Origin of the sequence: Pikeienuella sp. (assembly GCF_046290545.1) — a bacterium.
Taxonomy (GTDB): domain Bacteria; phylum Pseudomonadota; class Alphaproteobacteria; order Rhodobacterales; family Rhodobacteraceae; genus Pikeienuella.
In genome coordinates, this window is the sequence record NZ_JBKAGV010000017.1 from 787,325 (window position 1) to 811,136 (window position 23,812).

Below are 23,812 nucleotides of genomic sequence, written 5' to 3' on the forward strand. Positions count from 1 at the left end.
CGGGACAAAGGGAGAGCCCTTGGCGAGCGCGACATTCGACCCCGCGAAGGCGGAGGCCAGGCCGGCCGAACGCCAGATCGAATTTCCGGACAACCGACTTCTCGCCGAGCTTTGCGGCGGTTTCGACAGAAACCTCGCCGCAATGGAGGAAGGATTCGACATCGTCATCGCCCGGCGCGGGAATCACCTCTCTCTGCATGGCCCGGCGGACGGGGTGGAGGGGGCGGCGACGGCGCTTTCCTCCCTCTATGAGCGGCTGGAGGCCGGGCGCACCGTGGAAAAGGGCGACGTCGACGCCGCGATCCGGATGCGCGGCGCGCCGCCTCCGCCCGATCCCGGCCAGCTCGAGCTTTTCCGCGGCGGCAAGGTCGAGATTCGGACGCGCCGCAAGGTCGTGGAGCCCCGCACCGCGACGCAGCGCGCCTATGTCCAGTCGCTCTTCCGCTCCGAGCTTGTCTTCGGCGTCGGCCCGGCCGGCACGGGCAAGACCTATCTCGCGGTCGCCGCCGCCGTCTCCATGTTCATGGAAGGGAAGGTGGACCGCATCGTCCTCTCCCGCCCAGCGGTCGAAGCGGGGGAGCGTCTCGGTTTCCTCCCCGGCGACATGAAGGACAAGATCGACCCCTACATGCAGCCGCTCTATGACGCGCTGAAGGATCTCCTGCCGCCGAAACAGGTGGAGAAATACATCGAGGAAAAGGTGATCGAGATCGCCCCCCTCGCCTTCATGCGCGGCCGCACCCTTTCCGACGCCTTCGTGGTGCTGGACGAGGCGCAGAACACGACCGAAATGCAGATGAAGATGTTCCTTACCCGGCTCGGGGAGGGAGGGCGCATGGCGATCACCGGCGATCCGAGCCAGATCGACCTGCCGCGCGGCGTCGGCTCCGGCCTTGTGGAGGCGGAGCGGGTGCTGGCCGGGGTAAAGGGAATCGAATTCGTCCGCTTCTCCGCGGTGGACGTGATCCGCCATCCGCTCGTCGCCAAGATCGTCCAGGCCTATGACGCGGACCGGCAGCGGGGGGCGGCCCCGGCGGGATGACACTCGTGCTCGATTTCGCGCTAGAGGATGAGGACTGGGCCGAAGCCGCGCCCTGGTATCGCGAGCTTGCGCTCCGCGCGGCCGAGCAGGTCTTCGCCGCAATCGGCGCGCCGCCGCTCGACCGTGAGATCAGCGTGCTCCTCTGCTCCGACGACCGCATCGCCGCGCTGAATGCGGAGTTCCGCGGCAAGCCGACGCCCACCAACGTGCTCTCCTGGCCCGCCTTGTCGCTCCGCCCGGTCGCGCCCGGCGCGCCGCCGCCGCCCGCGCCGCCAGGCTTCCTGGGGGACATCGCAATGGCGAGGGAGACCGTGGAGGCGGAGGCGCGGGAGCGGGCGATCTCGACGGAGCGTCACTTCGCGCATCTTTTCGCGCATGGCGTTCTCCATCTGTTAGGTTATGACCACGAAACCGACGAGGACGCCGCGCTGATGGAGGCTGCGGAGCGTCGGGCCCTCGCCGCGATGGGGATCCCTGATCCCTATGCGGCGGAGGTCGGCTGAGGCTGCGCGCGGCGCGGCGGGATCGGAGCGCATGAACGAAGAACCGGAGCCTCGGCTGGAGGCGGAACCGAAGGAAGAGGAAAGCCGACAGCGAGGCTTCCTCGCCCGCCTCCTCGGCATAGGCAACGGAGAGGGCGAGCCGCGCGCGGATGCGGGGGAGACGGCGTCGGAACGCGCGCTCCTCACCAACATCCGCACCATGCGCGGGCAGCGGGTGGATGACATCATGATCCCGCGGGCGGACATCGTCGCAGTGGACGCGGCGGCGACGCTGGAGGAACTGACGGAGGCGTTCCGCGAGGGGTCCCATTCCCGCCTTCCCGTCTATCGGGAGACGCTGGACGACCCGATCGGCTTCATCCACGTGAAGGACGTAGCCCTCTCCCGCGGCTTCGCGCCGGAGGCGGGCTCCGCCCCCGTCTCGGCGACGCCCTTCCTGATCGAGGATTTCATCCGGCCGATGCTCGTCGTCCCGCCCTCCATGCTCACCGCCCGGCTGATGCAGCGGATGCAGCAGCGCCGCGTCCACATGGCGCTCGTGATCGACGAATACGGCGGGGTGGACGGATTGGTGACGATCGAGGACCTCGTGGAGCAGATCGTCGGCGACATCGACGACGAGCATGACGAGGCGGACGAGGCCTTCTGGCGGCGGGAGGCGCCGGGCGTATGGGTCGCCAACGCCCGCGCCGAGCTTTCCGCCTTCGAGGAGGAGGCGGGGGTAGACCTTCTTGCCGACGATCTTGACGAGGAGGTGGACACGCTCGGCGGGCTCGTCTTCAGGCTTTCGAACCGGGTGCCGGAGCGCGGCGAGGTCATCCGCCATCCCGACGGCCATGAATTCGAGGTGATCGAGGCCGATCCGCGTCGCATCAAGCGGCTGCGCATCCGCCTTGTGGATGCCGAGCGGGCGCCGGGCGAGGCCTGAGCGGCGCATGGCCGGGTTGCGCCCCCCGGGCCTCCGGCTCGCCGGCGCCGCCCTTGCGGGCGCGGCCATGGCGCTGGCGCAGCCGCCGCTCGGCCTCTGGCCCGCACTCTTCGCCTCCGGGCCGTTCCTCTATCTTTTCTGGGCGCGGGCGGAGACAGCCCGCGCCGCCTTCCTCACGGGCTGGGCCGCCGGCGCAGCCTTCTTCGGCCTGACGCTGCACTGGATCGTGGAGCCCTTCCTGGTGGACGCGGCGCGGCACGGCTGGATGGCGCCCTTCGCCCTCCTCCTCATGGCGGGGGGCCTCGCCCTCTTCTGGGGCGCCGGCTTCGCCCTCGCCGCCGCACTCCGCCGCTTCGGCGGAGGGCCCTTCCTCCTCGCCGCCGCGTGGGCGCTCCTGGAATTCGCGCGGAGCTACATCCTCACCGGCTTTCCCTGGGCGCTGCCCGCCTATGCCTGGATGGAGACGCCGCTCCTCCAGTCCGCCGCTCTGATCGGCCCCTATGGCCTCAGCCTCCTGACTCTCGGCGCCCTCCTCGCCCCCGGCGCGCTGCTGGAGCCGAAGCGGCGGGCTCTTCCCGCGCTGCTCTGCCTTCCCGCGCTCGCCGGCCTCTGGCTGTGGGGCGCCGCCCGCATTCCGGAAGGGGTCGAGGCGGACCCATCCCGCCCGCTCGTCCGCATCCTCCGCACCGAAATTGACCAGAACGAGAAATGGGCGCCCGAGAACGCGCGTCTCTTCTTCGAGCGTCTCCTCGCCCTCTCGGAGGGCGGCGCGGAGCCGCCCGCGATCGTCCTGTGGCCCGAGGCGGCCATATCCTTCCCCATAGACATGGCGCCGGAAGCGCAGGCGATGATCGCCCGCGCGCTCGGCCCCGCCGCGCTTGGCCTTGGCTCGCTCCGGCTCGACGCCGGGCCGGAGGGCCGGATCGAGGTCGGCGCGCTCTGGCGCAATTCCTTCTTCCTGCTGGACGGGCAGGGCCTCTCCGCGCCCTATGACAAGGTCCATCTCGTGCCCTTCGGCGAATACCTGCCGTTCGACGCTGCGATGGCGGCGATCGGGCTCAAGAGCCTCGCCGGGCTCGGCGCCGGCATCGTCCCGGGGGCGGCGCCGGCGCTCATGCAGGCGCCGGGCCTGCCGCCTTTCGCGCCACTCATATGCTACGAGATGATCTTTCCGCGGGAGACGGCGCGCGCCGCCGCCGGCGCCGGCTGGCTCGTGCTTGTCACCAATGACGGCTGGTTCGGCGGCTGGGCCGGGCCGCGCCAGCACTTCGAGATGGCGCGCATGCGCGCGGTGGAGACGGGCCTGCCCGTCGCCCGCGCCGCCAACCGCGGGATCTCCGCGATGATCGACCCCTGGGGTCGCGCGGAGGAGGCCGCCGCCGGGGAGCGGGCGCTCGACGCCCGCCTGCCTGATTCGCTTCCGCCTCCGCCCTACGCCCGGACGGGCGAGACATATACAACCCTCGCCCTCCTCCTCCTGTGCATTCTTTCAACCCAAGGTCGGCGCCGGCGCGGCGATTAGGGTGAATTCGCGAAAAACCGGTTGGAAATGAGGATTCCGGGCGGTTACCTGCATGGGTGAAGAGGGGTGGGACCTGACTTCACGACAGCCCGTGTTTGGCGGCGGCCCGGAACGTTCCGGGCGTCGGGGCGTCGTGCTACGGTCGATGGGGGAGAGACAGGAATGAAGGGGCCAAACCCGATCGACGTTCACGTCGGATCGCGAGTCCGCCTGCGTCGGATGTCGCTAGGGATGAGTCAGGAGCGTCTGGGCCGCCATCTGGGCCTGACCTTCCAGCAGGTGCAGAAATACGAGAAGGGCGTGAACCGGATCGGCGCGAGCCGTCTCTACGCCATCGCCCGCGTGCTTGATGCGCCGGTGCAGTTCTTCTTCGAGGACATGCCGGATTCCGCCGTCGCCGGCCTTCCCTGCGCCGCGGAAGCCGCGGCCGAGGCAGGCGAAGCGGGCGGCACCATCCGCATCTCGGACTTCGTATCGAGCGCCGAGGGGCTCGAGCTGAACCGCTCCTTCCAGCGGATCACCGATCAGGCGACCCGGCGGCGGTTGGCCGAGCTGGTGCGCTCTGTCGCCGGCGAGGGCTGAGCGGCCAGCGCCCGCCGGTTGACCGGACGGGCTCGCGCGCTTAAACCCGCGCGGGTTTTCCGGGGCGAGCCGCGCCCCGGCCAGTTATCGGAGGGTGGCCTTCATGGCGCGCAGCGACTACGTCTTCACTTCGGAATCCGTCTCCGAAGGCCATCCCGACAAGGTGTGCGACCGGATTTCGGACGCCGTGCTCGACGCCTTCCTGAGCGAGGAGCCCGAGGCCCGCGTCGCCTGCGAAACCTTCGCCACCACCAACCGCATCGTCATCGGCGGGGAGGTCGGGCTATCCGACCAGGCCAAGCTGAAGGACTATATGGGCCGGATCGAGGATATCGCCCGCGCGGCGGTGAAGGACATCGGCTACGAGCAGGAGAAGTTCCACCACGCCACGGTGGAGGTGACGAATCTTCTTCACGAGCAGTCCGCCCACATCGCCCAGGGCGTCAACGCCTCCGAGAACAAGGATGAGGGCGCGGGCGACCAGGGCATCATGTTCGGCTACGCGACGGACGAGACGCCGGAGCTCATGCCCGCGCCGATCCTCTACGCTCACGCCATCCTCCGCCGCCTCGCCGAGGTGCGGAAATCCGGCGCCGAGCCGAAGCTCGGGCCGGACGCGAAGAGCCAGATCTCCGTGCATTACGAGGGCGGAAAGCCCGTCGGCGTCACGCAGATCGTGCTTTCCACCCAGCATCTCGACGAGAGCATGACGTCGGACGACGTGCGCGCCGTCGTCGAGCCCTACATCCGGGAGACGCTGCCGGAGGGCTGGATTTCGGCGGAGACGGTCTGGCACGTGAACCCGACCGGCAAGTTCGTCATCGGCGGGCCTGACGGGGACGCCGGGCTGACGGGCCGCAAGATCATCGTGGACACCTATGGCGGGGCCGCGCCGCATGGCGGCGGCGCCTTCTCCGGCAAGGACCCGACGAAGGTTGACCGGTCCGCCGCCTACGCCGCCCGTTACCTCGCGAAGAACGTCGTCGCCGCCGGCCTCGCGCAGCGCTGCACGCTCCAGCTTTCCTACGCCATCGGCGTCGCCCGCCCGCTCTCCATCTATGTGGACACGCACGGGACGGGCGAGACCGAAGAGGCGGCGATCGAGCGCGCGGTGGCGAAGGCGATGGACCTGACGCCCCGCGGCATCCGCACCCATCTCGGCCTCAACCGCCCGATCTACGCCCGCACCTCGGCCTATGGCCATTTCGGCCGCGCGCCGGAGGCGGACGGCGGCTTCTCCTGGGAGCGGACGGACCTTGCGGAGGCGCTGAAGGCGGCGCTCTGACGCGATGGGGAAGCTGACCCCGCGCGAGGACGGCGCGCCCTGGCGGAACTTCTACGGCCGCCGCCGGGGCAAGACCCTGCGCAAGGGGCAGAAATCCCTTCTGGAGGAACGTCTTGAGGATCTCTCCGTCCCGGGCCTCGCCTGGGCGGAGAATCCGGAGCGCCGGCCCATCGACTTCCGCGCGCTCGAACCCGGTTGCCGGGAGGCGTGGCTCGAAGTCGGCTTCGGCGGCGGCGAGCATCTCCTCGCCATGGCGCGCGGGAACCCCTCCACGCTCCTCCTCGGCTGCGAGCCCTTCCGCAACGGCGTCGCCATGTGCCTCTCCGGGCTTGAGGCCGCGCCGCTCCCGAATGTCCGCCTGCACGAGGGCGACGCGCGGGAAGTGTTCGATGTTGCGCCGGACGCCGCCTTCTCCCGCATCTTCGTGAACTACCCCGATCCCTGGCCGAAGAAGCGCCACCACCGCCGCCGCTTCATCGGGCCGGAGACGCTTCCCCATCTCGCCCGCATCGCCGCGCCGGGCGCCCGCCTCCATGTGGCGACGGACATCCCCGACTATGTCCGCCACGTGCTGGAGGCGATGCGCGCCGCGCCCGCCTTCCGCTGGACCGCGGAAGGGCCGGAAGACTGGCGCCGCCCCTGGGCGGACTGGCCGGGCACCCGCTACGAGGCGAAGGCGCTCGCGGAGGGGCGGCCGCCCCATTACCTCACCTTCGTCAGGGTCTGAAAACGACGCCCGTCCGCGTCGCGGGCGGAACAGATCGGGCCGCGACGGGCGGTTAAGGCCGGGGGTGGAGGATCCATGCCCGAACTCAGCTATCGCGCCGGGGCGCTGCTCGTCGCCCTCGCCGCAATCCTCTGGTCCCTCATGGGCCTCGCCATCCGGATGATCGAGACGGCGGACGCCTGGCAGATCCTGTTCTGGCGCTCGGTCGGCCTCCTGCCCGCGCTCTTTCTCCTCGTCGCCTGGCGCTCGGGCGGCCGGCCCTTCGCCGCGATCCGGTCGGTGGGCCTGCCCGGCCTGATCGGCGGGTCGGGCCTCGTCGTCGCCTTCGCCGGCGCGATCTACGCCATCCAGGCGACGAGCGTGGCCAACGCCGTCTTCCTCTTCGCCGCATCGCCCTTCATCACCGCGCTCCTCGCCTGGCCGATCCTGCGGGAGCCGGTGCGCCCGGCGACCTGGGGCGCCATGCTGCTCGCCGCCTTCGGCGTCGGCCTCATGGTCCGGCAGGGGCTCGCGCTCGGGGAGGGGATGGGCGCGGGCAGCCTCGCCGCCCTCCTCTCCGCCGCCGGCTTCGCCGTATTCACCATCGCGCTGCGGTGGGGCAGGGTGGGGGACATGCTGCCCGCAGTGCTGATCGGCGCCGCCCTTGCCGCCCTCGTCGCCCTCGCCGTCACGCTGGCGGGCGGGAAGACGATCCTGATCCCGGCTGAGGAGATGGGCGTCGCCCTCGCCATGGGCGCCGTCCTTCTCGGCGCGGGGATGACGCTCTACACCATCGGCAGCCGCGCCGTGCCCGCGGCTGAGCTGACGCTCATCACCATGATCGAGGTTCTCCTCGCCCCGGTCTGGGTCTTCCTCCTCCTCGGCGAGCAGGCGACGCCGAGCACGCTCCTCGGCGGCGCCGTCATACTCGCCGCCGTCGCGGCCAACGCGCTCTCCGGCGCCCGGCGGAGGCCGGCGGCCAATCAGGCGGTTTGACGGGTCAGCCTTTCGGCGCCGAAGGCTCTTCCGGCCCCGCATCCACGGATTCCAGGAAGATCAGAAGGTTTTCGGTCATCCGAGCGCAGCCGAAGTTGTCGAACTCGCAAAACCACTGCGTGTCCGCGATGAGAAGCGCGCGGCGCAGAATGGCGGCGAGAACGCGCAGATAGGCGGCGGCGTCAGCCGGCGCGCCGGGCGCCTGTTCGGTCGCCTCCGGGCGGCGCGCGCCGGGCGTGCCGCCCTTGCGCATGGCGCACCTTTCGGCGGCGCGCAGCGTGCTCTCGAAGCAGTAGGCCCATCGGTGGAGCCAGGGTTCGGCGGCGCGGAGCACGGCGACCGAAAACGCATCCCCTTTGCTTCCGCCCGCGCGGGCGTCGGCGACCAGATAACGCATTCGGACAAGCATGGTCCTTGCTTCGGCGATCTCCGCCCTTTGTCGACATGTCTGCACGGCGCCTCTCCTCGCAAGCGGATACTCCGTGGCCGAACTCGAAGGCCCCGGTCATCTATTGATATTGACAATGATAATGACAGAACAATGGCCACATGGCGGTAAATCTTGACATTGTTTGCGTCAAAGTTAAGGTCACGGCATGAGCAGATCCTTCCGCGCCCGCCCCCGTACCCCGACCGCCAAAGACCGCCAGAGCGAGGAGACCCGCGCCCGGCTGCTGGCCGCCGCGCGGCGGCTTTTCGCCGAGCACGGCTATCGCAATGTCTCGGTGACGGAGATCGCCCGCGAAGCGGGCGTGACGCACGGCATGATCCATGCGCATTTCACCGCAAAGGCGGGCCTGCTCTACGCCCTCATCAGCGAGAGCAACGCGGAGCAGACGGCGCTCGCCCACCGCGCCGCAGCGGCGCCCGGCGATCCATGGGCGCGCCTCCGGGCCGCTCTCATGGTCTATGCCGAGGCGGATGCGCGCGACGCAGAGCTTCTCGCGGTCATGCAGGCCTGGTCATGGGAATGGCCGGAGGAGACGGAGGCGGACAACAAGGAGCAGCTTGAACGCGCGCTCGCGCCGGTCGAGGCGATCCTGCGGGAGGGCGCGGCCTCCGGCGTCTTCGCCCCCGATCTCGACACGAAGGCGGCGACGCGGGCGATCTTCGCGATCTACACCGACGCCCTCCGCGCCGCGGTGTTCGACGGGAGCGGAGCGGCGGACTGCGTGGAGGCCGTTATGGCCGGGATCGGCGCGCTCGCCGGGCTTCGCGACTCGTCGACCGGCGCGCCATAACCCGGCGTCGCCGCCGGGTTTGGCGCCCGCATGCGGCAGGCCCCCACCTCCGGCCGCCACCGCTCCCGGAGCGCGGCGAATCTGCTGGTCGCCGCCGCCCTCGCAACGGACGCCGTCCTTCCCGGCGCGGGGATGACGTTCCGCACCATCGGCAGCCGCGCCGCGCCGGTGGCGGAGCCGACGCTCATCACGATGATCGAGGCGCTGCTCGCCCACGTCTGGGTCTTCCTCCTGCTTGCCGAGCAGGCGAGCGTGAACACGCTCCTCGGCGGCGCGGTAGCCCTTAGTGCAGTCGCGGCGAACACTCTGAACTGGGCGCGGCGCCGACCTCCGGCGCCGCCGGGCGCGCAACCGGCGGATTGAGGCGCGCGGCGTCCGACGGCAGCCGATCCGACCACAATGCGCGCAGCGTCTCGATGGCGCGGAGCGTCTTACGGGTGGTTTCGGCGCAGTCTGACTGATCCGCCGCGCGGAACCGCTCCGTCTCGACCACGCGGAGCACGCGGCGCAGGAGAGCCGAGACGCGCTCCAGGCGCTCGTCCGCTCGTTCCGGCGCGTCGAACGCCTCCGGCTCGCTCGCGTTGTCCGGCCTCGCGGGCTCCGCCCCGTCCCGCGCCATGGCGCGCAGGGCCGTCTCGAGCCGGGCCGCCCATCGCTCCAGCAGGATCGACGACGTTCTGGCGATCGCCGCATCGACCCTGTCTAAGCCGCCGTCCATCAGTCGGGCGTCCGCGTTGAGGTAGAGTATCTCCACGAGCGCGGTATAGGCCTCGGCGATCTCGTTCGTTTCCGTTTCAATCATTCCTTCGCCCCCCAGATCGAAATGCGGCGGGCGACCGGACCAGAAATACGCGCTTCGTCCATGCTCCGCTATCAACCGTAGTGTTTTTCACGATCATGTCGGGAACGGGGCCCGCAGGCGGCGCTTGCTTGACCTTATGGAGGCGGAGCGGCCCATATCGCTCCGGGTGCTACGGTAAAGCGGTCATTCGTCCCCCGGCACGCCGTAGCTCGGCGCCTCGCCGGGGTTCAGCGCCCGCGTGCGGTAGGCCTCCATCTCCGGCTTCCACCGCTCCCAGAGCGCGGCCAGCTCCGTCACCGGGCAGCCCTCCGTCCAGTCCACGCGGAGGTCGGCGACCGGCCAGGGAACGTCCGTCACGATCTTCATGCCCGCGGAGCGCACCGGCCCGGCCTCCCCGCCGGCTGCGAGCGCAGCGCGCATCGCGGCGACGATCCTGTCCCCCAGCGCGCCCCCGGCGCTGAGAAAGGCCGCGACCATCGCCCCCGGCACGCCCTCGTTCGCCAGCAGGTTCCCCGCGCAGGCGACGTTCTCCCCCCGCGCCTCGGCATGTATCCCGAGCGACTTCGCGCCGGAGAAGATGCCCGTTCCCCCCGTCGCATCCACCGCCAGAACCTGCCGGTATGCGCCATGCTCCGCCGTCCGCGCGATGATCGCGGCCGCCTCCGCCGCCCCCGCCCCGTCCCGCATCAGCCGGAGCGCGCGGGGGCCGAGCCGCGGGTCGGTCACGTTCTGGCTCGTCGCCGCGCCCACCCCCGCCTCCGCATAGGCGCAGCGCGCGGCGACGGCGGGGGAGGAGGAGGCGACGGCGACGCCGAAGGCGCCGGTCGCGGCGCAGCGGGCGACGATGGCGAAGGTCATCGCGGAATGACCGCGGTGGCGTCGATCTCCACCAGCCATTCCGGCCGCGCCAGCGCCACCACCACCAGCCCCGTGCAGACAGGATGAACCCCGTGGATGTACTCGCCCATCACCCGATAGACCGCCTCGCGGTGCCGCACGTCCGTCAGGTAGACGACGAGCTTCACGAGATGCGCCGGCTCCGCGCCGCATTCGCCCAGCAATTGCATGATGTTCTGCATGACCTTGTGGGCTTGCGCCACAGGGTCCCCGACGCCGACATTCGCGCCCCCGTCCAGCTCCTGCGGGCATTGCCCGCGCAGGAACACCATCCGCCCCTCGGCAACGACCGCCTGCGCGAGGTCGTTGTCGAGCTTCTGCTCGGGGTATGTCTCCTTCGTGTTGAAGGGGCGGATGCGCTCATGCGTGGTCATGCGAGGTCCAGTCCGAATATCTCGATGCAGTGGAGGATGAAGGTCTCGGCGAGCGGGCTCCGCGCCGCGCCCTCGCGCTGCGCCAGCACGAGGCGGGAAGGTTTCACCTCGTCGGCCAGAGGCCGGATTGTCAGCGCCTTGCCGTCATAGCTCATCGGGGAGGCGGGCTTGGTGGCGAGGATCGTATAGCCGAGCCCGTGCGCCACCAGTCCCCGCACCATCTCGAAGCTTTGCGCCGTATAGGCGACCCGCGGCTCCGCGATCCCCTCGAAAAGCCCGAGGAAATAATCGCGGGAGGGCGGCGAGTTCAGAAGCACCATCGGCTCCGCCGCAAGATCCGCGAGCCGCCAGCGGTCCCGCGCCGCCATGGCGGAGCCCTCGGCCATCAGCACGTAAGGCTGCAGGTCCGTGATCGGGATGGTGGAGAGCCCGCGCCCGAGCCTGATGTCATAGAGAAAGGCGAGGTCGATCTCCCCCGCCCGCAGCTTCCGCGCCAGATGCGCCTGGTCCCCCTCGTGGATCTCGATGTCGAGCGCGCCGGTCTCCTCCGCCAGCGCGCGAAGGACGCCCGGCAGCACATAGGGCCCGATCGTGTGGAGCGCGCCGACCGAAAGCTTCCCCGCGGCCGCCCGTCCGCCCGGGCCGGGCCCGAGCCGCACCGCGGCGCCATAGGCGCGGTTCGCGAAGATGAGCGGGGAGCCGGTTTCCGCGAGGAACACCTCCCGCACCTCCCCGATGAAGACATGATGCGTCCCCACCCGCTCCGCGGAGACGACGCGGCAATCGAAGGCCGTCAGCGGGTCCACCACCCGCGGCGCGCCCGTCGCCATCGCGCGCCACTGGGCGCAGGCGAACTTGTCCCCGCCGGGCTGCGCGATCCTTCCCGCGAAGGCGTCGGAAATGTCGGACTGGTCGTCCCGCAGCACATTGGCGCAGAAGCAGCCGTTGGCGATGATCGTCTCCGCCGCAGGCGAACGATGATGGACGCAGACGAGCATCGTCGGCGCCTCGCCATCCGCCGAGACGGAGGACATGGCGGAGACGGTGACGCCCGCGCGCCCCGCCGGCCCGTCCGTCGTCACCACGTTCACCGTGGCGGCGGCGCGGCTCATCCCTTCGAGGAAGGCGGCGCGGATGGGCGGGGCGGTCATGGGGCGGTTGCTTCGAGGTGGCGCGCCGCAGCCTCGACAAGCGACCTTCCAGTGGAAGGTCGCCGAGGCTGTTCGCCCGGAGGCGCAAGCCGCAGGGCGAGGGGCGCCAAGCCTTCCCGAACGGCTGCATCGGCGCGCGGCCGCCCGTGGTGGCCGCGGACTCGCGGCCGCCTGGGGGCGGGCGGCCGCGGGCCGATACGCGGGGCGTATCGGCCGGGCGCTCCATTCTTACCCTGCATCGCGTCTCTGCGGGCGCAGGCGGCGCGGATGGGCGCCGCCGCGCTCATTCCAGCTTGCCCGCGATCCAGCTCGCGAAATCGTAGTTGGGCCGTTCGAGATGCGAGAGCGGCCCCGGCTCCGCCATCGCGGAGCAGAGCCCGCGGAACACCTTCTCGGTGCAGCCCTTGTCTTCGTCGTTCACCTCGTCGAGGAGCTTCTTCGTCGCAGTGAAATGCGCCTCCGCCTCCGGGTCCGCCGCAAAGTCGGGGGAAAGCCCGCCGCCGTAGAGAATTCGGACATGGTCCACGCCATCCGGGTGCAGCGAAAGATACCAGAAATATCCGGGCGTCAGCGTGATCATCAGGCTCGGATAGATCGAGATCAGATAAGTCATACGCCGCCGCTCCCCCTGAAGCCGCGTCGAGTTCGGATGCGCGACGGAGAGGAAGAAGGACGGGTCCTTCAATATCCAGTGATAGTTGAAGGCCGGCAGCCCCGGCGGGCATTCCATCTCCTCAAGCTTCACGAAGCTCCCGATGGTGCCGCCGTGGCAGACTGGGAGGTGGTAGCTCTCCATGAAGTTCTCGGCCAGAACCTTCCAGTTGGTGTTCCAGCGATGCTCCTCCTGGAAGGTCTGGGCATACTCCTCCATCCCGAAATCGCCCACGAGGTCGGAGACCCCGCGCAACTGCTCCGCCGGGTCCGCCGCCTCGGGGTTCAGCGTCACCAGCACCCAGCCGAGCCATTCGGCGCAGCGGATCTGCGGCAGGCATATGTCTTTCTTGTCGAAGGCCTCGTTCTTCGTCATCCCCGGCGCGCCGCGAAGCGTGCCGTCGAGATTGTAGGTCCAGGCGTGATAGGGGCAGACGATGGAGCCCACATTGCCGGAGCCTTCCAGCAGCGTGGACATCCGGTGCCGGCAGACATTCGACTGCGCGCGGAGCGCGCCGTCCCTGTCCCTGAGCACCATGATCGGCTGGCCCGCCAGCTCGGTGGCGATGTAATCTCCAGGCTTCGCGAACTGGTCGGACCGCCCGACGCAATACCATTCGCGGGCGAAAATCTCCTCCATCTCCCGCTTGAGAAACGCCTCGGAAGTGTAGACCGAGCGCGGCATGGCCCGCGCCCGCTCGAAGGGGACGGAGACGTTCGCCTTCAGCTCGGCGGCGGCGTCGAGGGGGTCATGCCGTGTCATCACCTACTCCTTCCTCATTGACTGGGTATCCAAGCGCGTCTCTCACGCCTGTTCGCGTGAAGTCTGGGGTTAGAGACCGGACCCGCTCTCTGAACACACGATGTAATGAATTCAGGTGCTCCGCCAGCCATTCGTGCTGGCGCGGCCAGTCCCCCCGATCCAGCGGATCAAGGTCACGCAGATAAACGCAAATACGACAATCGCGCCGTTCAGGCAGCTCCTCCCACTCGAGCGGGAAGCCAAGCTCAGACTCCAGACTTCTTCGATCGTTAATCAATCTTGCGAAAAAACCTTTTGCGTCGACTCCGGCGATATATAATTCGGCGCGTATACAGCGAGATGGCCTTAGCATGGCTGCGGCCACCTTAAAGTTCGTCCGACCAATAGGATATTCTATCCAAGCTTGGGGTAAAGGTTTTCTGTTTCCTCTTACTGGCCCTTGTTTGCCTTCTAAAACTGTGTTCAAGGCCTGAAAGTAGGCGAGCTGCGAAGCTCTAACTTCAGAAAGTCCAACATCGTCAATGTTTCGTGCGGCCTCGGCCACAGCGCGAGACCAGTTGTTAGGCTTGGACACCACGTTGAATTTCGGCGCAGCTGGCGACGCTCCTATCCGCCAAAGCTCAACTTCGAGACCGAAAAAACGGAATCTCTCGTCTGTTATTTTGTTCAGCCAATCCAAGGTCGATCTGTGTTCTTCGGTAAATCTACCAGCTACCCAAACAATCGTAACAGCTTCCAGACCGGACGCGTATGTAAGCAATTGCCCAAGATGCGTATGGTCTGTTCTCTCCAATTGGTTCTCAACAAGGACCCAGTCTCCGGTTCCAATATCCTTGCACAATATGTCAGCCCTGAACGGACCTACTGCTCTTTCTTGTGCTTCAAGCTCCAATTCCAAACCTACGGCCTCGGCGAGAACCGAGAGATTCTCCTCGCGTGCGAGCCAGGGCGTGAAGTCTGCCGGTTCGCTCGCCCAAATCTCACGAAGTTCGACGCGCTGAAGGCGCCCGAGCGAAGTTCCCGTCACTCAGCCGCCTTCGGCATGTTCTCGCTGAACCATTTCGTCACCGCGCCATCCCCCTTCGCCCGCCCGTCAAGATTGATGACGTTATCCGAGAGCCCGGCGGAATTCTTCACGAAATCGAGCGGCCCCTCCCAGTCGAAGTTCCGGTAAACCGCCGCGAGATGGGCGAAGGGCGGGGACTGGGCGAAGAGCTGGAAGGTCAGCCGGTGCCCCGCATAATCCGAGTTGAGAAGATCGCGCGCGAAGGCGAGGAGCTTCCGCCGGTCCTCCGCCACCCAGTCCTCGTTGACGGTGTAGTATTTCTCCAGCCAGGGCCGCGTCTCCTCCGACTCGAAGTCGGCGACGTTGGGCGTGACGCAGATCTGCCCGCCGCAAAGCTCCCGCGCGATGTGCATCATCTCGTGCAGCTTCGAGATCGCGTGGACGCGGCCCGTATAGAGCAGGGACTGGTTCGGCATCAGCAGCCCCGCCGGCGAAGGCTCCGCGAGCGCGATGGCGGCGGTCAGATGCGCGTTGATCCCCTCGCGCCAGACGGCGAGGGTGGAGAGTTTCTCCTGCACCGCCTGCTGTTTCTCCAATCCCGTCTGCCGCGCGTTGAAGAGCGCGGCGCCGATCATCATGTCCGCCTGCTTCAGCGTCCGCTGCACGAAGGCGAAGGCGGAATAGCGGTGGAGCGTGGCGCGGATGAAGGTCGCGGCCTTGGTGTGCCGGTAGAAGAGCACATTCTCCCACGGGATCAGCACGTTGTCGAAGATGACGATGGTGTCCACCTCGTCGAACCGGTTGGCGAGCGGATAGTCGCGGATATCCGCCCGCACGCAGCCGCCCCGCGCCCCGGCGAAGCCGGACCGGCAGATGAACTTGAGCCCCGGGCTCCCGAGATCGCAGATGAACCCCACCGCATAGTCGGAGAGCGCGGCGTTGCCCCAGTTGGCGATGGTCGGCTTGGTGAAGGCCTGGTTGGCGTAGGCGGCGGCGGTTTCGTATTTCGCGCCGCGAACGACGATGCCCGCGTCCGTCTCCTTCACGACATGCAGCAGCATGTCCGGGTCCTGATCCTGCGGGGCCTTGGAACGGTCCCCCTTCGGGTCGGTGTTGGCGGAGACGTGGAACGGGTCCTCCCGCAGCACCTTCAGGATATGCCGCTCGATGTTCTTCGAGAATTGCGGGTCGACCTCGTTGAGCACGTCCTGCCCGTCATAGAGGGACCACATCTCGCCGACCGTCTCGTCGCCGACGCGGGTGACGATTCCGCCGACATCCTCCATCACCGCGTCCGTCGCCCGGCGCTTCGCCCACCAGTCGGCTTGCGTGCGCGGGAGTGCGTTGCCGACGGCGTTCAGCTCCTCGCCGTCCCGCACCGTCATCACGGCCTGCGTCTCCGCCTCGTGCGCCATGTCGTAGATGCGGGCGCGGATATCGACCAGCGGCCTGAAGGCGGGGTGCGTGGTCACGTCCCGCACCCGCTCTCCGTTGATATGGACCTCGCGGCCGTCGCGGATCGAGTCGCGGTACTGGGCTCCCGTGCGGATCATCGTCGCCTCCCTGTCGTCGGATGAAGGAAGGATGAACGCGAAATCGGCTTCGGGAAAGCATGGCTTTCCGCATCGGGAGTTAGGCGCAGCCTAACCCTCCTCGTCGTCCCCGAAGCTGAACCGCCCGTGCTCCCGCACCGGAAACTCCGCCGGGTCGATCCCGTGCTTCGCGAGCAGCGTCCCGAGATACGAACCGGGAGGCGCGAGCCCCTCGTGCCGCTTGCCCGCGATCCGCTTGATCCGGCCCCAGAGATGGACGGTAAGCGTCTCCTCCCCGATCCGCCGCAGGGTCAGCGTCGGCCGCTTGAAGAACTCCGCCCGCGCCGGGAAGGGGGAAGGGTAGAACACCGCCTCCGCCCGCGCGAACCGCGCCTCCCCGGTCTTGTGCAGCGACCAGGTGAGCCCCTGCGGGCCCCAGACGCCCCAGGGCATTTCCGAGGCGTGCATCGGGTTCCCTTCCGCCTTCCGCCGCGCCATCTCCGCCCGCGCGGGGGCGGGGTAGAATTCCGGAATGGCGTAGGGGTCCGCCACAAGGTCCAGCATCAGCCGCAGCGCCTCGCTCTCCGGCGGCAGCGCCAGCACCGCCCCGTTGAGCCGCCCCGGCTGCTCGTAGCCGAACACGTGGGGCCCAAGCCCGGCGAGCGGGCGGAGGCAATAAACATCCGTATCGACCCAGATCGCCCCCGGCTCATGCAGCATCAGGCGGAAGCGGAAGAGATCGGAAAAGAGCGCGAGCGAGCCTGAACGCTCATGCCGCACGAAAAGCTCCGTTCCCGCGACCGCCCGCCCGTCCCGAACCTCCACGCCTTCGGGCACGCCCGAAACCGGTTCGTAGGCGTAGAGCCGCACCGGATGGCCGATCTCCGCGAAGGACGTGAGGCAGAGCCGCTCAAGCCAGGAAAGCGCGCCGCCCACCCAGAGCGCGGAGACGGGGGGAAGATCGGGCATCGCCGGGCCTTTCGCGGTTTCGCCTGTCCTAGCGCGGGGCGGGGGGAGGGGGAAGCGCCGCGGATTGGCCTTCGAACGGCCGATGCGTCCGTTTGTTCGCGAGACGGAGTCAAGAGCGCCCGGCAGATCAGACACGCGGCTGATCTGCCCGCGGCCGCCGCCCCTCCGGCGGCCGCGAGTCCGCGGCCACCGCGGCGACCGCCGGCAGATCTTCGACGTACGCGGCGGCTCGGCGCCCATCGCCCTCCGGCCTTCGCCTCCGGGCGACGGCCTCGGCGGGCTTCCCCCGGAAGCCCGCTGATAGAGGCCGGGCGCAGAACCCTGCCGGCGGCACGGCCTGAGAGGGAAAAGCCGGCCTTTAGCGCAGTGCGATATTCCCCTACCGTTCCGCCGGGAGGGCTCCGCGCCATGGCCAAGCCAAGACCGAATGCGAATGACCGGATCACGCCCCGGCGGGGCGCGACGCCGCCGCGCGGCCTCGCCGTCCCTGCGGAAATCCCCGCATGACCCGCCCCCTCCTCATCTCCACCATGAAGAACGAGGCCCCCTATCTCCTCGAATGGGTCGCCTGGCATCGCCTCATCGGCTTCGACGCCCTCCTCGTCTACACCAACGATTGCGAGGACGGGACGGACGCGATGCTGGACCGGCTCACGCAGCTCGGCCTCGCCCGGCACGAGCGCAACAAGGTGCTGAAGCGGGGCCCGCAGAAAAGCGCGCTGAAGCACGCCCTCGCCCACGAGCTGACCGGGGCGGCGGAGTGGCTCTACGTCACCGACGCCGACGAATTCCTCAACATCCATGTAGGCGACGGAACCGTTCAGGCCCTCATCGCCTCCGCGCCGGGCGCGGATTGCATCCCCGTCACCTGGCGGCTCTTCTCCCATGGCGGGGAGATCGAGTTTCGCGACGCGCCCGTGACGGAGACGATGATCGAGGCGGAGCGGCCGCTGGAGGAGGGCGGCTTCCCCGACCGCTTCGCCAAATGCCTCTACCGCCGCCTCCCTTCCCTCGCCCGGCTCGGCGTCCACGGCCCGCGGGAGGCGGGGGAGGCGCGCTTCGTCTGGATGCAGCCGGACGGCCGCCGCCTCGGCAAGGGGGACAACCTGACCCGCCCGGCCCGCCGCTTCGCCTACGAGGCGGCGCAGGTGAACCATTACGCCGTCCGCTCGCTCGACGGCTACCTGGTGAAGAAGGATCGCGGGCGCGCCAATCATGTGAACCACGATCTCGGCGTCGAATACTGGCGCCGCATGTGCCGCGGCGGGTCGGAGGACAGGACGATCCTCCGCCGCCTTCCCGCGCTGAAGGCCGAAATCGCCCGGCTGAAGGAAGATCCGGAACTTGCCCGTCTCCACGGGGAGGCCGTCTCCTGGCACCGGGAGAAGATCGAGGAGCTCCGCGCCCGGCCCGACATCGCCGCGCTCCGGGCGGAGCTGCTGGCGCTGGTCGAGGCCGGGGACCATCGCGCCCCGTTCACCCCGAAACGCGCGGCGAAGGAGCCCGAACCCCGCCCCGAACCCCGCCCCGAACCTCGCATCGCCGCCCTCTGCGCGGAGCTTCGCGGCCTTCTCGACCATGTCGAGCCTCGCGCCGCGGCGATGGAGGCGGCGGCGCGGCTCGACGAGATCGAGCGCGGGCTCTTCGGCGCCCCCCGCCGCTGAGCCGCGTCAACCGCGCCTTAACAACGCCGCGCCGCAATGCGATGATCGATGACAGGCCCCAGAAGGAACGCGCGCATGGCCCGGAAAGCCGAGAAGCTCCAGTTTCAGACGACCTCGCGCTCCGGTCCGGAATTCCGCACCTGGTTCCGGGGCGAGCACGTGAACGCCCTCCCGCATGACCGTCATCTCTTCCGCGCCGGCGGGCCGGAGCGATACGTCCTTCAGGGCTGGACCCCCGAAAGCCCGGTGATCGACGCGCGCACGCAGGTCACCGCTTTCGGCTCATGCTTCGCGGCGAACATCTCCAACTGGCTCGCCCGCCGCAATTACACCGTGCTGAACAAGGCGGAAGACGCCGGCAAGTCCTATGTGGTCGCCTGCGGCGAGGGGATGGTGAACTCGTTCGTCATCCTCCAGCAATTCGAATGGGCCTGGGAAGGGAAGACCTGGGAGCAGCCGCTCTGGCACGGCTATGACGCCGCGACCTACGGCTACGACCCGGAGGTGCAGGCCGGGACGAGACGGATGTTCGACACGACGGATGTCTTCATCCTCACCTTCGGCCTCTCGGAAATCTGGTATGACGAGCCGACCGGCGCCGTCTTCTGGCGCACCATCCCGAAGGATGTCTACGACCCTTCTCGCCACAAGTTCCGCGTCTCCACCGTGGAGGAGAACAAGGCCAATCTCCGCCGCATCCATCAGCTCATCCGGAAGCACCGGCCGGAGGCGAAGATCGTCTTCACCCTCTCGCCCATCCCGCTCCAGGCGACCTTCCGGCCGAATTCCTGCATCACCTCCAACGCCGTCTCCAAATCCGTGCTCCGCGTCGCCATAGACGAGATCGTGCGCGAGCTCGGGCCGGAGGGCGCGCTCCATTACTGGCCCTCCTACGAGCTGGTGACGGACCTTTTCGCCGGCTGCATGAAGCATGACCGGCGGCACCCGGAGGATGCGGTGCTCGACTACATCATGATGCTGTTCGAGCGGGCCTGGTGCCGCGACAGCGCGCTGACAGAGGCGGAGATGACCGGCGGCTTCCTCCGCGCCGGCTCCGCATCCGGGCTCTTTCCCGAGCTTCTCGGCCGCGTCGTCGAAGGGCGGCGCGCGCGGCGGCTCCGCAAGATCCTCGAACGCGAAACGCTGGTGGAGGAGCCCTCGGCCGATCGCGCTCTGAAGGCCATGCTTGAGGGGCTCCTCGCGGCATGGACGAGTGATTCTGCAACAGATTCGCCAGAAATTGCGGAAAACCCGGCGGAATCGTGAATCGGCGGTAAATCTTGTTTTGGCCGCGATTTCCGAAAGCCGAATGAAGGCGGGCCGGATTCTGGCGAAAAGAAGGCAGAGCCAGAATCCTTTCATCCGGTAACAATTCTTTGGGTGACAGCGGCGCGCGTGCGACTATCTTCAGTTGAAGCGGCGTGGCCACACTCAACGCGCCGTCACCCCAACCGACCAGGCGTTCCGGTCGGACCACACAGCGGGCGGCGTATTCGTCCGTAATTCACACGAGGCGCGTTCGCCCCACGCGCGCCCGATCTTCCCTCTCCGGCCCATCCCCCTCGCCGGAGAGGGTTTTACTTCAGGGCGCTTCAGTCTTCGTCAGCGCCCCGCGATATTTGCCAATCGGCGCCCTCCTCGCTATGTGCTTTCTCACATTCGCTTCACAGACGAGGATCAAGCTGCATGGCAGACGCGCCGGACGAAGGACAAGCCGCACTCGCCGAAGGGATCGGCCCGGACAATTCGCTCCTGATCCTCGACGATGACGAGGCCTTCCGCCGCCGGCTCGCCCGCGCGATGGAGAAGCGGGGCTTCGAGCCCGTGATGGCCGAAAGCGTGGCCGAGGGCCTATCCCATGTCCGCGCCGCGCCGCCCGCCTACGCCGTGGTGGACCTCCGGCTGGAGGACGGGAACGGGCTCGACGTGGTGGAGGCGCTGCGCGCGGCGCGGGAGGAGGCGCGGATCGTCGTCCTCACCGGCTACGGCGCCATCGCCACCGCCGTCGCCGCCGTGAAGATCGGCGCGACCGACTATCTCTCCAAGCCGGCGGATGCGGACGACGTGACAGCCGCGCTCCTGAACCAGCAGGACCAGAAGCCGCCCCCGCCTGAGAACCCGATGTCGGCGGACCGCGTGCGCTGGGAGCATATCCAGCGCGTCTTCGAGCTTTGCGACCGCAACGTCTCCGAAACCGCCCGCCGCCTCAACATGCATCGCCGCACGCTCCAGCGGATATTGGCGAAGCGCAGCCCGAAATAGCGCGGCCTCCGCGCCGCGCCTCCGGCCCATGATCTTTCATGGGACCGGCCTTTCGGCCGTGACCTTCCCCGGGTCGATGCAAAGGTGGCCGAGAGCCGCCTGCGGTAAGGGCGGCGATGCGCGCGGTTCCCCCCCCAGCGCCCGCCTCCGGCCTTGAGCCGGGGCCTCGCCGGCGAGCGCCTTGGTCCCCGAGGCCCCGTAGCGCCCTCTCCCCTCTTTCCGCCGGGAAAGGGCAGGGGGGACATTGCGGGAGGCGCTTCCTCCCTTCCGACGGGAGGGAGGCAGCGCCCTCTCGATGGAGAGACCAGCCGCGCACAAGCTGGTTTTCCGATCTTCTAATGATCTCAGAGGTATAACCCCCTGCACACGTGTGAGCAGGCCTACCGGTCGTCCGCCATCGCCGGCGCCGGCTCCGCCTCCTCCACGGCCCGCCGCGCGGCGGCGCCAATCGCCTTCTGCTCCTGCGCGCTGATCTGCCCCTCCCGCGCCGGGTCGTCGAGCCCGGGGATGCGGACGGTGACTTCCTTGTGCGCGAAATGGATTCCTTCCTTCTCGAAGAGGTTGCGGATCTCCTGATAGACGAGCTTCCGCGTCGTCCACTGGTCCCCCGGCCGGGTCATGAACTTGACCCGGATGATCATCGCGCTGTCCTCCATCATGTAGACGCCCTGGGATTTCAGCGGCTGGACGAACTTGTGCCCTTCGAGCGGATGCTCCAGCAGCTTCTCGCCGAGTTTCTTGACGAGCTTTCTCACCTTGTCCACGTCCGTGTCGTAGGTGAGCCGCAGCGGCAACTTCATCATCACCCAGTCCCGGCTGTAATTGGTGAGGTGCTTGATCTCCCCGAACGGCACGGTATTGAGCGCGCCGAGATGATGCCGGAGCTGGAAGGAGCGGAGGGAGATCTTCTCCACCGTCCCCTTCACCCCGCCGATGTCGATGTATTCCCCCTTCCGGAAGGCGTCGTCCGAAAGGAAGAACACGCCCGAGAGGATGTCCCGCACAAGCGACTGCGCGCCGAAGCCGATGGCGAGGCCGACGACGCCGGCGCCGCCGAGGAGCGGCGCGATGTTCACCCCGAGCTTGGTGAGCGCGAGAAGCGCGACCGTCACCCCGATCACGAGGAGGACGAAGGAGCGGAAGAGCGGCAGGATCGTCGCGATGCGGGAGGCCGCGGCCTTCGCCCCGCCCTCGTCCCCCGGCTCGCCCGCGAAATCGTCGTTTCCGCCCTCCTCCTCGATCTTCTGGTCCATCCAGATCCGCGCGGCATGATAGGCGATATAGCCGAGGAAGAGGACGTCGATGAGGTCCTGCGCAAGGTCCAAGGGCGAGCCGGGCGCGAAGGCCGCCGGTCCGGCCCAGACGCGGATCAGCGCGTAGATTCCGGCTCCGAGCGCGAAGAGGCTGGCGACGCGGCGCGCCAGATCCTCGAAGGTCCGCATCCCCCGCCGGGGCGCCCTGAACGGCGCCGCGACGACGACGGCGCCGCCCCCCTCATCCTCCCCGCCATCGTCCACGTCGCGCAGCTGGTCGCGGATCGCGCCCGTCTCCGCCGCTTCCCGCTCCGCCGCCTCCGCCCGCGCAGCCGCCTCGTTCGCCGCACGGGCCGCGCGGGCGCGCCGGAACATCCGCTCGATCGCATAGATAGTGACCGCATAAACGACCAGCGCGGCGAGCAGCACGATGAACGCCCCGGCCAGAAGCGGCATTCCGAGCTCCAGCCCCATGATCAGCCGGTAGCTCGACTCGAAGAAGGCGAAGATCATGTATGTGAGGAAGACCGGCGCCCAGACGATCGAGGCGGCCGCGGCGATCCATGTCGCCTCCGCCCGCGGCGCGCCGCCGAGCAGCGCGGAGCTGATCGCCCGGCGCGAGCCGCGCACGAGCCCCAGAACGATAAGGAGCGAAAGCGCGCTCCCCGCCATCGAGGTGAGCGCGACCACCTCATCGTCGACCTCCAGCGAGACGAGCCAGGCGACGAAGACCATGAAGCCGACGCCCACCGTCGCCCCCGCCGTCAGCCAGCGATAGAGCCGGCGCGCCTCAGCATCCGAAAAGGCCGGGATGCGGTAGGCCGGCAGATAGGGCGAGATGACCATGCGCCAGAGCACGTCCACCATCTGCACGAGCACGAAGGCGGCGGCGACGGCGATGACCGTCTTGATCGTGTTCTCTTCCTCCACGTAGAAACCGGAGCCGACCGCGAGGGCGATCACGAGCATTATGATAAGCCCGGCGATCTGCAGCGCGACGCGCGTCGCCAGCACCGGAAGCTTGTCCACCATGCCCGCCGGGTTCGGCTTCTGGACCCGCCGCATGATCGGAAGCGCGATGTAGAGCGCGAAGATCATCGCGCCCGCCCGCCCGATGGCTAGCAGGACCGCGGTGAAGAGCGCGACGCCCAGAAAATATACGCTCTCCCCGGTCGGGCTCACACGCGAGAGCGCGTTGTCGAGCCGTGTCCCGTAATCGCCCGCGGCGCCGAAGATCCGCCGCGCCTTCTGCTGGAAGACGCCGACCTGCTGCTGCGTCGCCGCGATGGCGGAGTCCGCACGATAGGTCTCCGCCACCGCGCCATAATCGGCGAGGCCGGGCCCGTCCCCCTCCGGCTCGCCCTCCTCCGGCGGCGTCTCCGGGTCGCCCGCGCCCCCGGCCGCCGCGCCCGCGAGCGCGCCGTAATCCGCGGCCGTTTGCGCGAAAGCGGGAGAGAAGATCGCCGGCCACGCCGTCAGCGCGGCGACGACGAGAAGCGCGAGGAGCAGGCGAAGCCTCGGCAAGGCGGCCTCCGGTCAGGACAATTCGATCCGTCAGTCTACCCGATCCGCGGCGCGATTCACCCCCCTCTCTCGTCCGATGAGAGCGCTGGCCTTTCGCCGCCTTCGGGGTTAAGGATTCCGCGAAAGGCGGCCTCGCCGCCATGTCCCGACGCAGGGAGA

Annotated in this window: 23 protein-coding genes; 13 read left to right on the forward strand and 10 right to left on the reverse strand. The window is 68.6% G+C overall.

The genetic code is table 11. The features are described from left to right. The first annotated feature begins 19 nt into the window (after positions 1 to 19). The 8 genes from ACE37J_RS20285 to ACE37J_RS20320 all read left to right on the forward strand — a co-directional run bounded on the left by ACE37J_RS20285 (position 20) and on the right by ACE37J_RS20320 (position 7,564). On the forward strand, positions 20 to 1,042 hold the full coding sequence (locus ACE37J_RS20285) for a PhoH family protein (RefSeq protein WP_409715058.1): 1,023 nt from the start codon (positions 20 to 22) through the stop codon (positions 1,040 to 1,042). Further along, on the forward strand, positions 1,039 to 1,545 hold the full coding sequence (gene ybeY / locus ACE37J_RS20290; RefSeq protein ID WP_409715061.1) for an rRNA maturation RNase YbeY: 507 nt from the start codon (positions 1,039 to 1,041) through the stop codon (positions 1,543 to 1,545). The genes ACE37J_RS20285 and ybeY overlap by 4 nt, the downstream gene beginning before the upstream one ends. Positions 1,546 to 1,576: 31 nt before the next feature. Then, the gene (locus tag ACE37J_RS20295; RefSeq protein WP_409715064.1) at positions 1,577 to 2,473 is read left to right on the forward strand and encodes a transporter associated domain-containing protein; all 897 of its coding nucleotides are present in this window, start codon (positions 1,577 to 1,579) and stop codon (positions 2,471 to 2,473) included. 7 nt (positions 2,474 to 2,480) lie between these two features. Further along, the gene (lnt, locus tag ACE37J_RS20300) at positions 2,481 to 3,995 is read left to right on the forward strand and encodes an apolipoprotein N-acyltransferase (protein ID WP_409715067.1); all 1,515 of its coding nucleotides are present in this window, start codon (positions 2,481 to 2,483) and stop codon (positions 3,993 to 3,995) included. Between the two features lie 162 nt (positions 3,996 to 4,157). After that, on the forward strand, positions 4,158 to 4,577 hold the full coding sequence (locus ACE37J_RS20305; protein ID WP_409715070.1) for a helix-turn-helix domain-containing protein: 420 nt from the start codon (positions 4,158 to 4,160) through the stop codon (positions 4,575 to 4,577). Positions 4,578 to 4,680: 103 nt separating this feature from the next. Then, positions 4,681 to 5,862, forward strand: a complete 1,182-nt coding sequence (gene metK / locus ACE37J_RS20310) for a methionine adenosyltransferase (RefSeq protein WP_409715074.1) — start codon at positions 4,681 to 4,683, stop codon at positions 5,860 to 5,862. Between the two features lie 4 nt (positions 5,863 to 5,866). Continuing rightward, a complete protein-coding gene (locus ACE37J_RS20315; RefSeq protein WP_409715078.1) occupies positions 5,867 to 6,589 on the forward strand; it encodes a tRNA (guanine(46)-N(7))-methyltransferase TrmB in 723 nt (240 codons plus the stop codon). Positions 6,590 to 6,664: 75 nt separating this feature from the next. Further along, positions 6,665 to 7,564, forward strand: a complete 900-nt coding sequence (locus ACE37J_RS20320) for a DMT family transporter (protein ID WP_409715081.1) — start codon at positions 6,665 to 6,667, stop codon at positions 7,562 to 7,564. A gap of 4 nt (positions 7,565 to 7,568) precedes the next feature. On the opposite strand, the gene ACE37J_RS20325 is transcribed toward ACE37J_RS20320, so the two are convergent. Beyond that, positions 7,569 to 7,961, reverse strand: coding sequence for a hypothetical protein (locus ACE37J_RS20325; RefSeq protein ID WP_409715084.1), 393 nt, complete (start codon positions 7,959 to 7,961; stop codon positions 7,569 to 7,571). A gap of 199 nt (positions 7,962 to 8,160) precedes the next feature. Between ACE37J_RS20325 and ACE37J_RS20330 the strand changes: the two genes are divergently transcribed. Continuing rightward, a complete protein-coding gene (locus ACE37J_RS20330) occupies positions 8,161 to 8,805 on the forward strand; it encodes a TetR/AcrR family transcriptional regulator (RefSeq protein ID WP_409715087.1) in 645 nt (214 codons plus the stop codon). A gap of 30 nt (positions 8,806 to 8,835) precedes the next feature. Further along, positions 8,836 to 9,168 (forward strand): hypothetical protein, encoded by a 333-nt coding sequence (locus tag ACE37J_RS20335; RefSeq protein WP_409715090.1) that lies wholly within the window; start codon positions 8,836 to 8,838, stop codon positions 9,166 to 9,168. Here ACE37J_RS20335 and ACE37J_RS20340 read toward each other — a convergent pair. The 8 genes from ACE37J_RS20340 to ACE37J_RS20375 all read right to left on the reverse strand — a co-directional run bounded on the left by ACE37J_RS20340 (position 9,089) and on the right by ACE37J_RS20375 (position 16,950). Next, on the reverse strand, positions 9,089 to 9,607 hold the full coding sequence (locus ACE37J_RS20340; RefSeq protein ID WP_409715093.1) for a hypothetical protein: 519 nt from the start codon (positions 9,605 to 9,607) through the stop codon (positions 9,089 to 9,091). The two genes, ACE37J_RS20335 and ACE37J_RS20340, sit on opposite strands and share 80 nt — an antisense overlap. 183 nt (positions 9,608 to 9,790) lie before the next feature. Then, positions 9,791 to 10,465, reverse strand: a complete 675-nt coding sequence (locus ACE37J_RS20345; RefSeq protein ID WP_409715096.1) for a DUF1028 domain-containing protein — start codon at positions 10,463 to 10,465, stop codon at positions 9,791 to 9,793. After that, on the reverse strand, positions 10,462 to 10,878 hold the full coding sequence (locus ACE37J_RS20350; RefSeq protein WP_409715099.1) for a RidA family protein: 417 nt from the start codon (positions 10,876 to 10,878) through the stop codon (positions 10,462 to 10,464). The genes ACE37J_RS20345 and ACE37J_RS20350 overlap by 4 nt, the downstream gene beginning before the upstream one ends. Further along, positions 10,875 to 12,029, reverse strand: coding sequence for a LysR substrate-binding domain-containing protein (locus ACE37J_RS20355; RefSeq protein ID WP_409715102.1), 1,155 nt, complete (start codon positions 12,027 to 12,029; stop codon positions 10,875 to 10,877). Before ACE37J_RS20355 ends, ACE37J_RS20350 begins: the two co-directional genes overlap by 4 nt. Before the next feature lie 283 nt (positions 12,030 to 12,312). Beyond that, complete coding sequence (locus ACE37J_RS20360; protein ID WP_409715105.1) at positions 12,313 to 13,443, reverse strand: aromatic ring-hydroxylating oxygenase subunit alpha; 1,131 nt, start codon at positions 13,441 to 13,443, stop codon at positions 12,313 to 12,315. Continuing rightward, positions 13,430 to 14,470 (reverse strand): DUF4268 domain-containing protein, encoded by a 1,041-nt coding sequence (locus tag ACE37J_RS20365; protein ID WP_409715108.1) that lies wholly within the window; start codon positions 14,468 to 14,470, stop codon positions 13,430 to 13,432. Before ACE37J_RS20365 ends, ACE37J_RS20360 begins: the two co-directional genes overlap by 14 nt. Then, positions 14,467 to 16,002 (reverse strand): 4-hydroxyphenylacetate 3-hydroxylase family protein, encoded by a 1,536-nt coding sequence (locus ACE37J_RS20370; RefSeq protein ID WP_409715111.1) that lies wholly within the window; start codon positions 16,000 to 16,002, stop codon positions 14,467 to 14,469. The genes ACE37J_RS20365 and ACE37J_RS20370 overlap by 4 nt, the downstream gene beginning before the upstream one ends. A 90-nt stretch (positions 16,003 to 16,092) precedes the next feature. Beyond that, the gene (locus ACE37J_RS20375) at positions 16,093 to 16,950 is read right to left on the reverse strand and encodes a hypothetical protein (RefSeq protein ID WP_409715114.1); all 858 of its coding nucleotides are present in this window, start codon (positions 16,948 to 16,950) and stop codon (positions 16,093 to 16,095) included. A gap of 503 nt (positions 16,951 to 17,453) precedes the next feature. Between ACE37J_RS20375 and ACE37J_RS20380 the strand changes: the two genes are divergently transcribed. The 3 genes from ACE37J_RS20380 (at position 17,454) to ACE37J_RS20390 (ending at position 20,876) form a co-directional block, all read left to right on the forward strand. Further along, a complete protein-coding gene (locus ACE37J_RS20380; RefSeq protein ID WP_409715117.1) occupies positions 17,454 to 18,614 on the forward strand; it encodes a glycosyltransferase family 2 protein in 1,161 nt (386 codons plus the stop codon). A 75-nt stretch (positions 18,615 to 18,689) separates the two neighbouring features. Next, positions 18,690 to 19,880, forward strand: a complete 1,191-nt coding sequence (locus ACE37J_RS20385) for a GSCFA domain-containing protein (protein ID WP_409715120.1) — start codon at positions 18,690 to 18,692, stop codon at positions 19,878 to 19,880. A 420-nt stretch (positions 19,881 to 20,300) separates the two neighbouring features. After that, positions 20,301 to 20,876, forward strand: coding sequence for an ActR/PrrA/RegA family redox response regulator transcription factor (locus ACE37J_RS20390; RefSeq protein WP_409715123.1), 576 nt, complete (start codon positions 20,301 to 20,303; stop codon positions 20,874 to 20,876). A 380-nt stretch (positions 20,877 to 21,256) separates the two neighbouring features. Here the strand turns inward: ACE37J_RS20390 and ACE37J_RS20395 are convergent, their stop codons facing one another. After that, positions 21,257 to 23,653 (reverse strand): mechanosensitive ion channel family protein, encoded by a 2,397-nt coding sequence (locus ACE37J_RS20395; RefSeq protein ID WP_409715126.1) that lies wholly within the window; start codon positions 23,651 to 23,653, stop codon positions 21,257 to 21,259. Positions 23,654 to 23,812: the final 159 nt, after the last annotated feature.

Bases quoted from the DNA above. Each gene is read 5' to 3' on its own strand.
- ACE37J_RS20350 (WP_409715099.1), bottom strand. From the start codon at position 10,878: ATGACCACGCATGAGCGCATCCGCCCCTTCAACACGAAGGAGACATAC.
- ACE37J_RS20320 (WP_409715081.1), top strand. From the start codon at position 6,665: ATGCCCGAACTCAGCTATCGCGCCGGGGCGCTGCTCGTCGCCCTCGCC.
- ACE37J_RS20360 (WP_409715105.1), bottom strand. From the start codon at position 13,443: ATGACACGGCATGACCCCCTCGACGCCGCCGCCGAGCTGAAGGCGAAC.
- ACE37J_RS20295 (WP_409715064.1), top strand. From the start codon at position 1,577: ATGAACGAAGAACCGGAGCCTCGGCTGGAGGCGGAACCGAAGGAAGAG.
- ACE37J_RS20340 (WP_409715093.1), bottom strand. From the start codon at position 9,607: ATGATTGAAACGGAAACGAACGAGATCGCCGAGGCCTATACCGCGCTC.
- ACE37J_RS20370 (WP_409715111.1), bottom strand. From the start codon at position 16,002: ATGATCCGCACGGGAGCCCAGTACCGCGACTCGATCCGCGACGGCCGC.
- ACE37J_RS20305 (WP_409715070.1), top strand. From the start codon at position 4,158: ATGAAGGGGCCAAACCCGATCGACGTTCACGTCGGATCGCGAGTCCGC.
- ACE37J_RS20385 (WP_409715120.1), top strand. From the start codon at position 18,690: ATGGCCCGGAAAGCCGAGAAGCTCCAGTTTCAGACGACCTCGCGCTCC.
- ACE37J_RS20375 (WP_409715114.1), bottom strand. From the start codon at position 16,950: ATGCCCGATCTTCCCCCCGTCTCCGCGCTCTGGGTGGGCGGCGCGCTT.
- ACE37J_RS20330 (WP_409715087.1), top strand. From the start codon at position 8,161: ATGAGCAGATCCTTCCGCGCCCGCCCCCGTACCCCGACCGCCAAAGAC.
- ACE37J_RS20345 (WP_409715096.1), bottom strand. From the start codon at position 10,465: ATGACCTTCGCCATCGTCGCCCGCTGCGCCGCGACCGGCGCCTTCGGC.
- ybeY (WP_409715061.1), top strand. From the start codon at position 1,039: ATGACACTCGTGCTCGATTTCGCGCTAGAGGATGAGGACTGGGCCGAA.
- ACE37J_RS20315 (WP_409715078.1), top strand. From the start codon at position 5,867: ATGGGGAAGCTGACCCCGCGCGAGGACGGCGCGCCCTGGCGGAACTTC.
- ACE37J_RS20325 (WP_409715084.1), bottom strand. From the start codon at position 7,961: ATGCGTTATCTGGTCGCCGACGCCCGCGCGGGCGGAAGCAAAGGGGAT.
- lnt (WP_409715067.1), top strand. From the start codon at position 2,481: ATGGCCGGGTTGCGCCCCCCGGGCCTCCGGCTCGCCGGCGCCGCCCTT.
- ACE37J_RS20355 (WP_409715102.1), bottom strand. From the start codon at position 12,029: ATGACCGCCCCGCCCATCCGCGCCGCCTTCCTCGAAGGGATGAGCCGC.
- ACE37J_RS20335 (WP_409715090.1), top strand. From the start codon at position 8,836: ATGCGGCAGGCCCCCACCTCCGGCCGCCACCGCTCCCGGAGCGCGGCG.
- metK (WP_409715074.1), top strand. From the start codon at position 4,681: ATGGCGCGCAGCGACTACGTCTTCACTTCGGAATCCGTCTCCGAAGGC.
- ACE37J_RS20390 (WP_409715123.1), top strand. From the start codon at position 20,301: ATGGCAGACGCGCCGGACGAAGGACAAGCCGCACTCGCCGAAGGGATC.
- ACE37J_RS20380 (WP_409715117.1), top strand. From the start codon at position 17,454: ATGACCCGCCCCCTCCTCATCTCCACCATGAAGAACGAGGCCCCCTAT.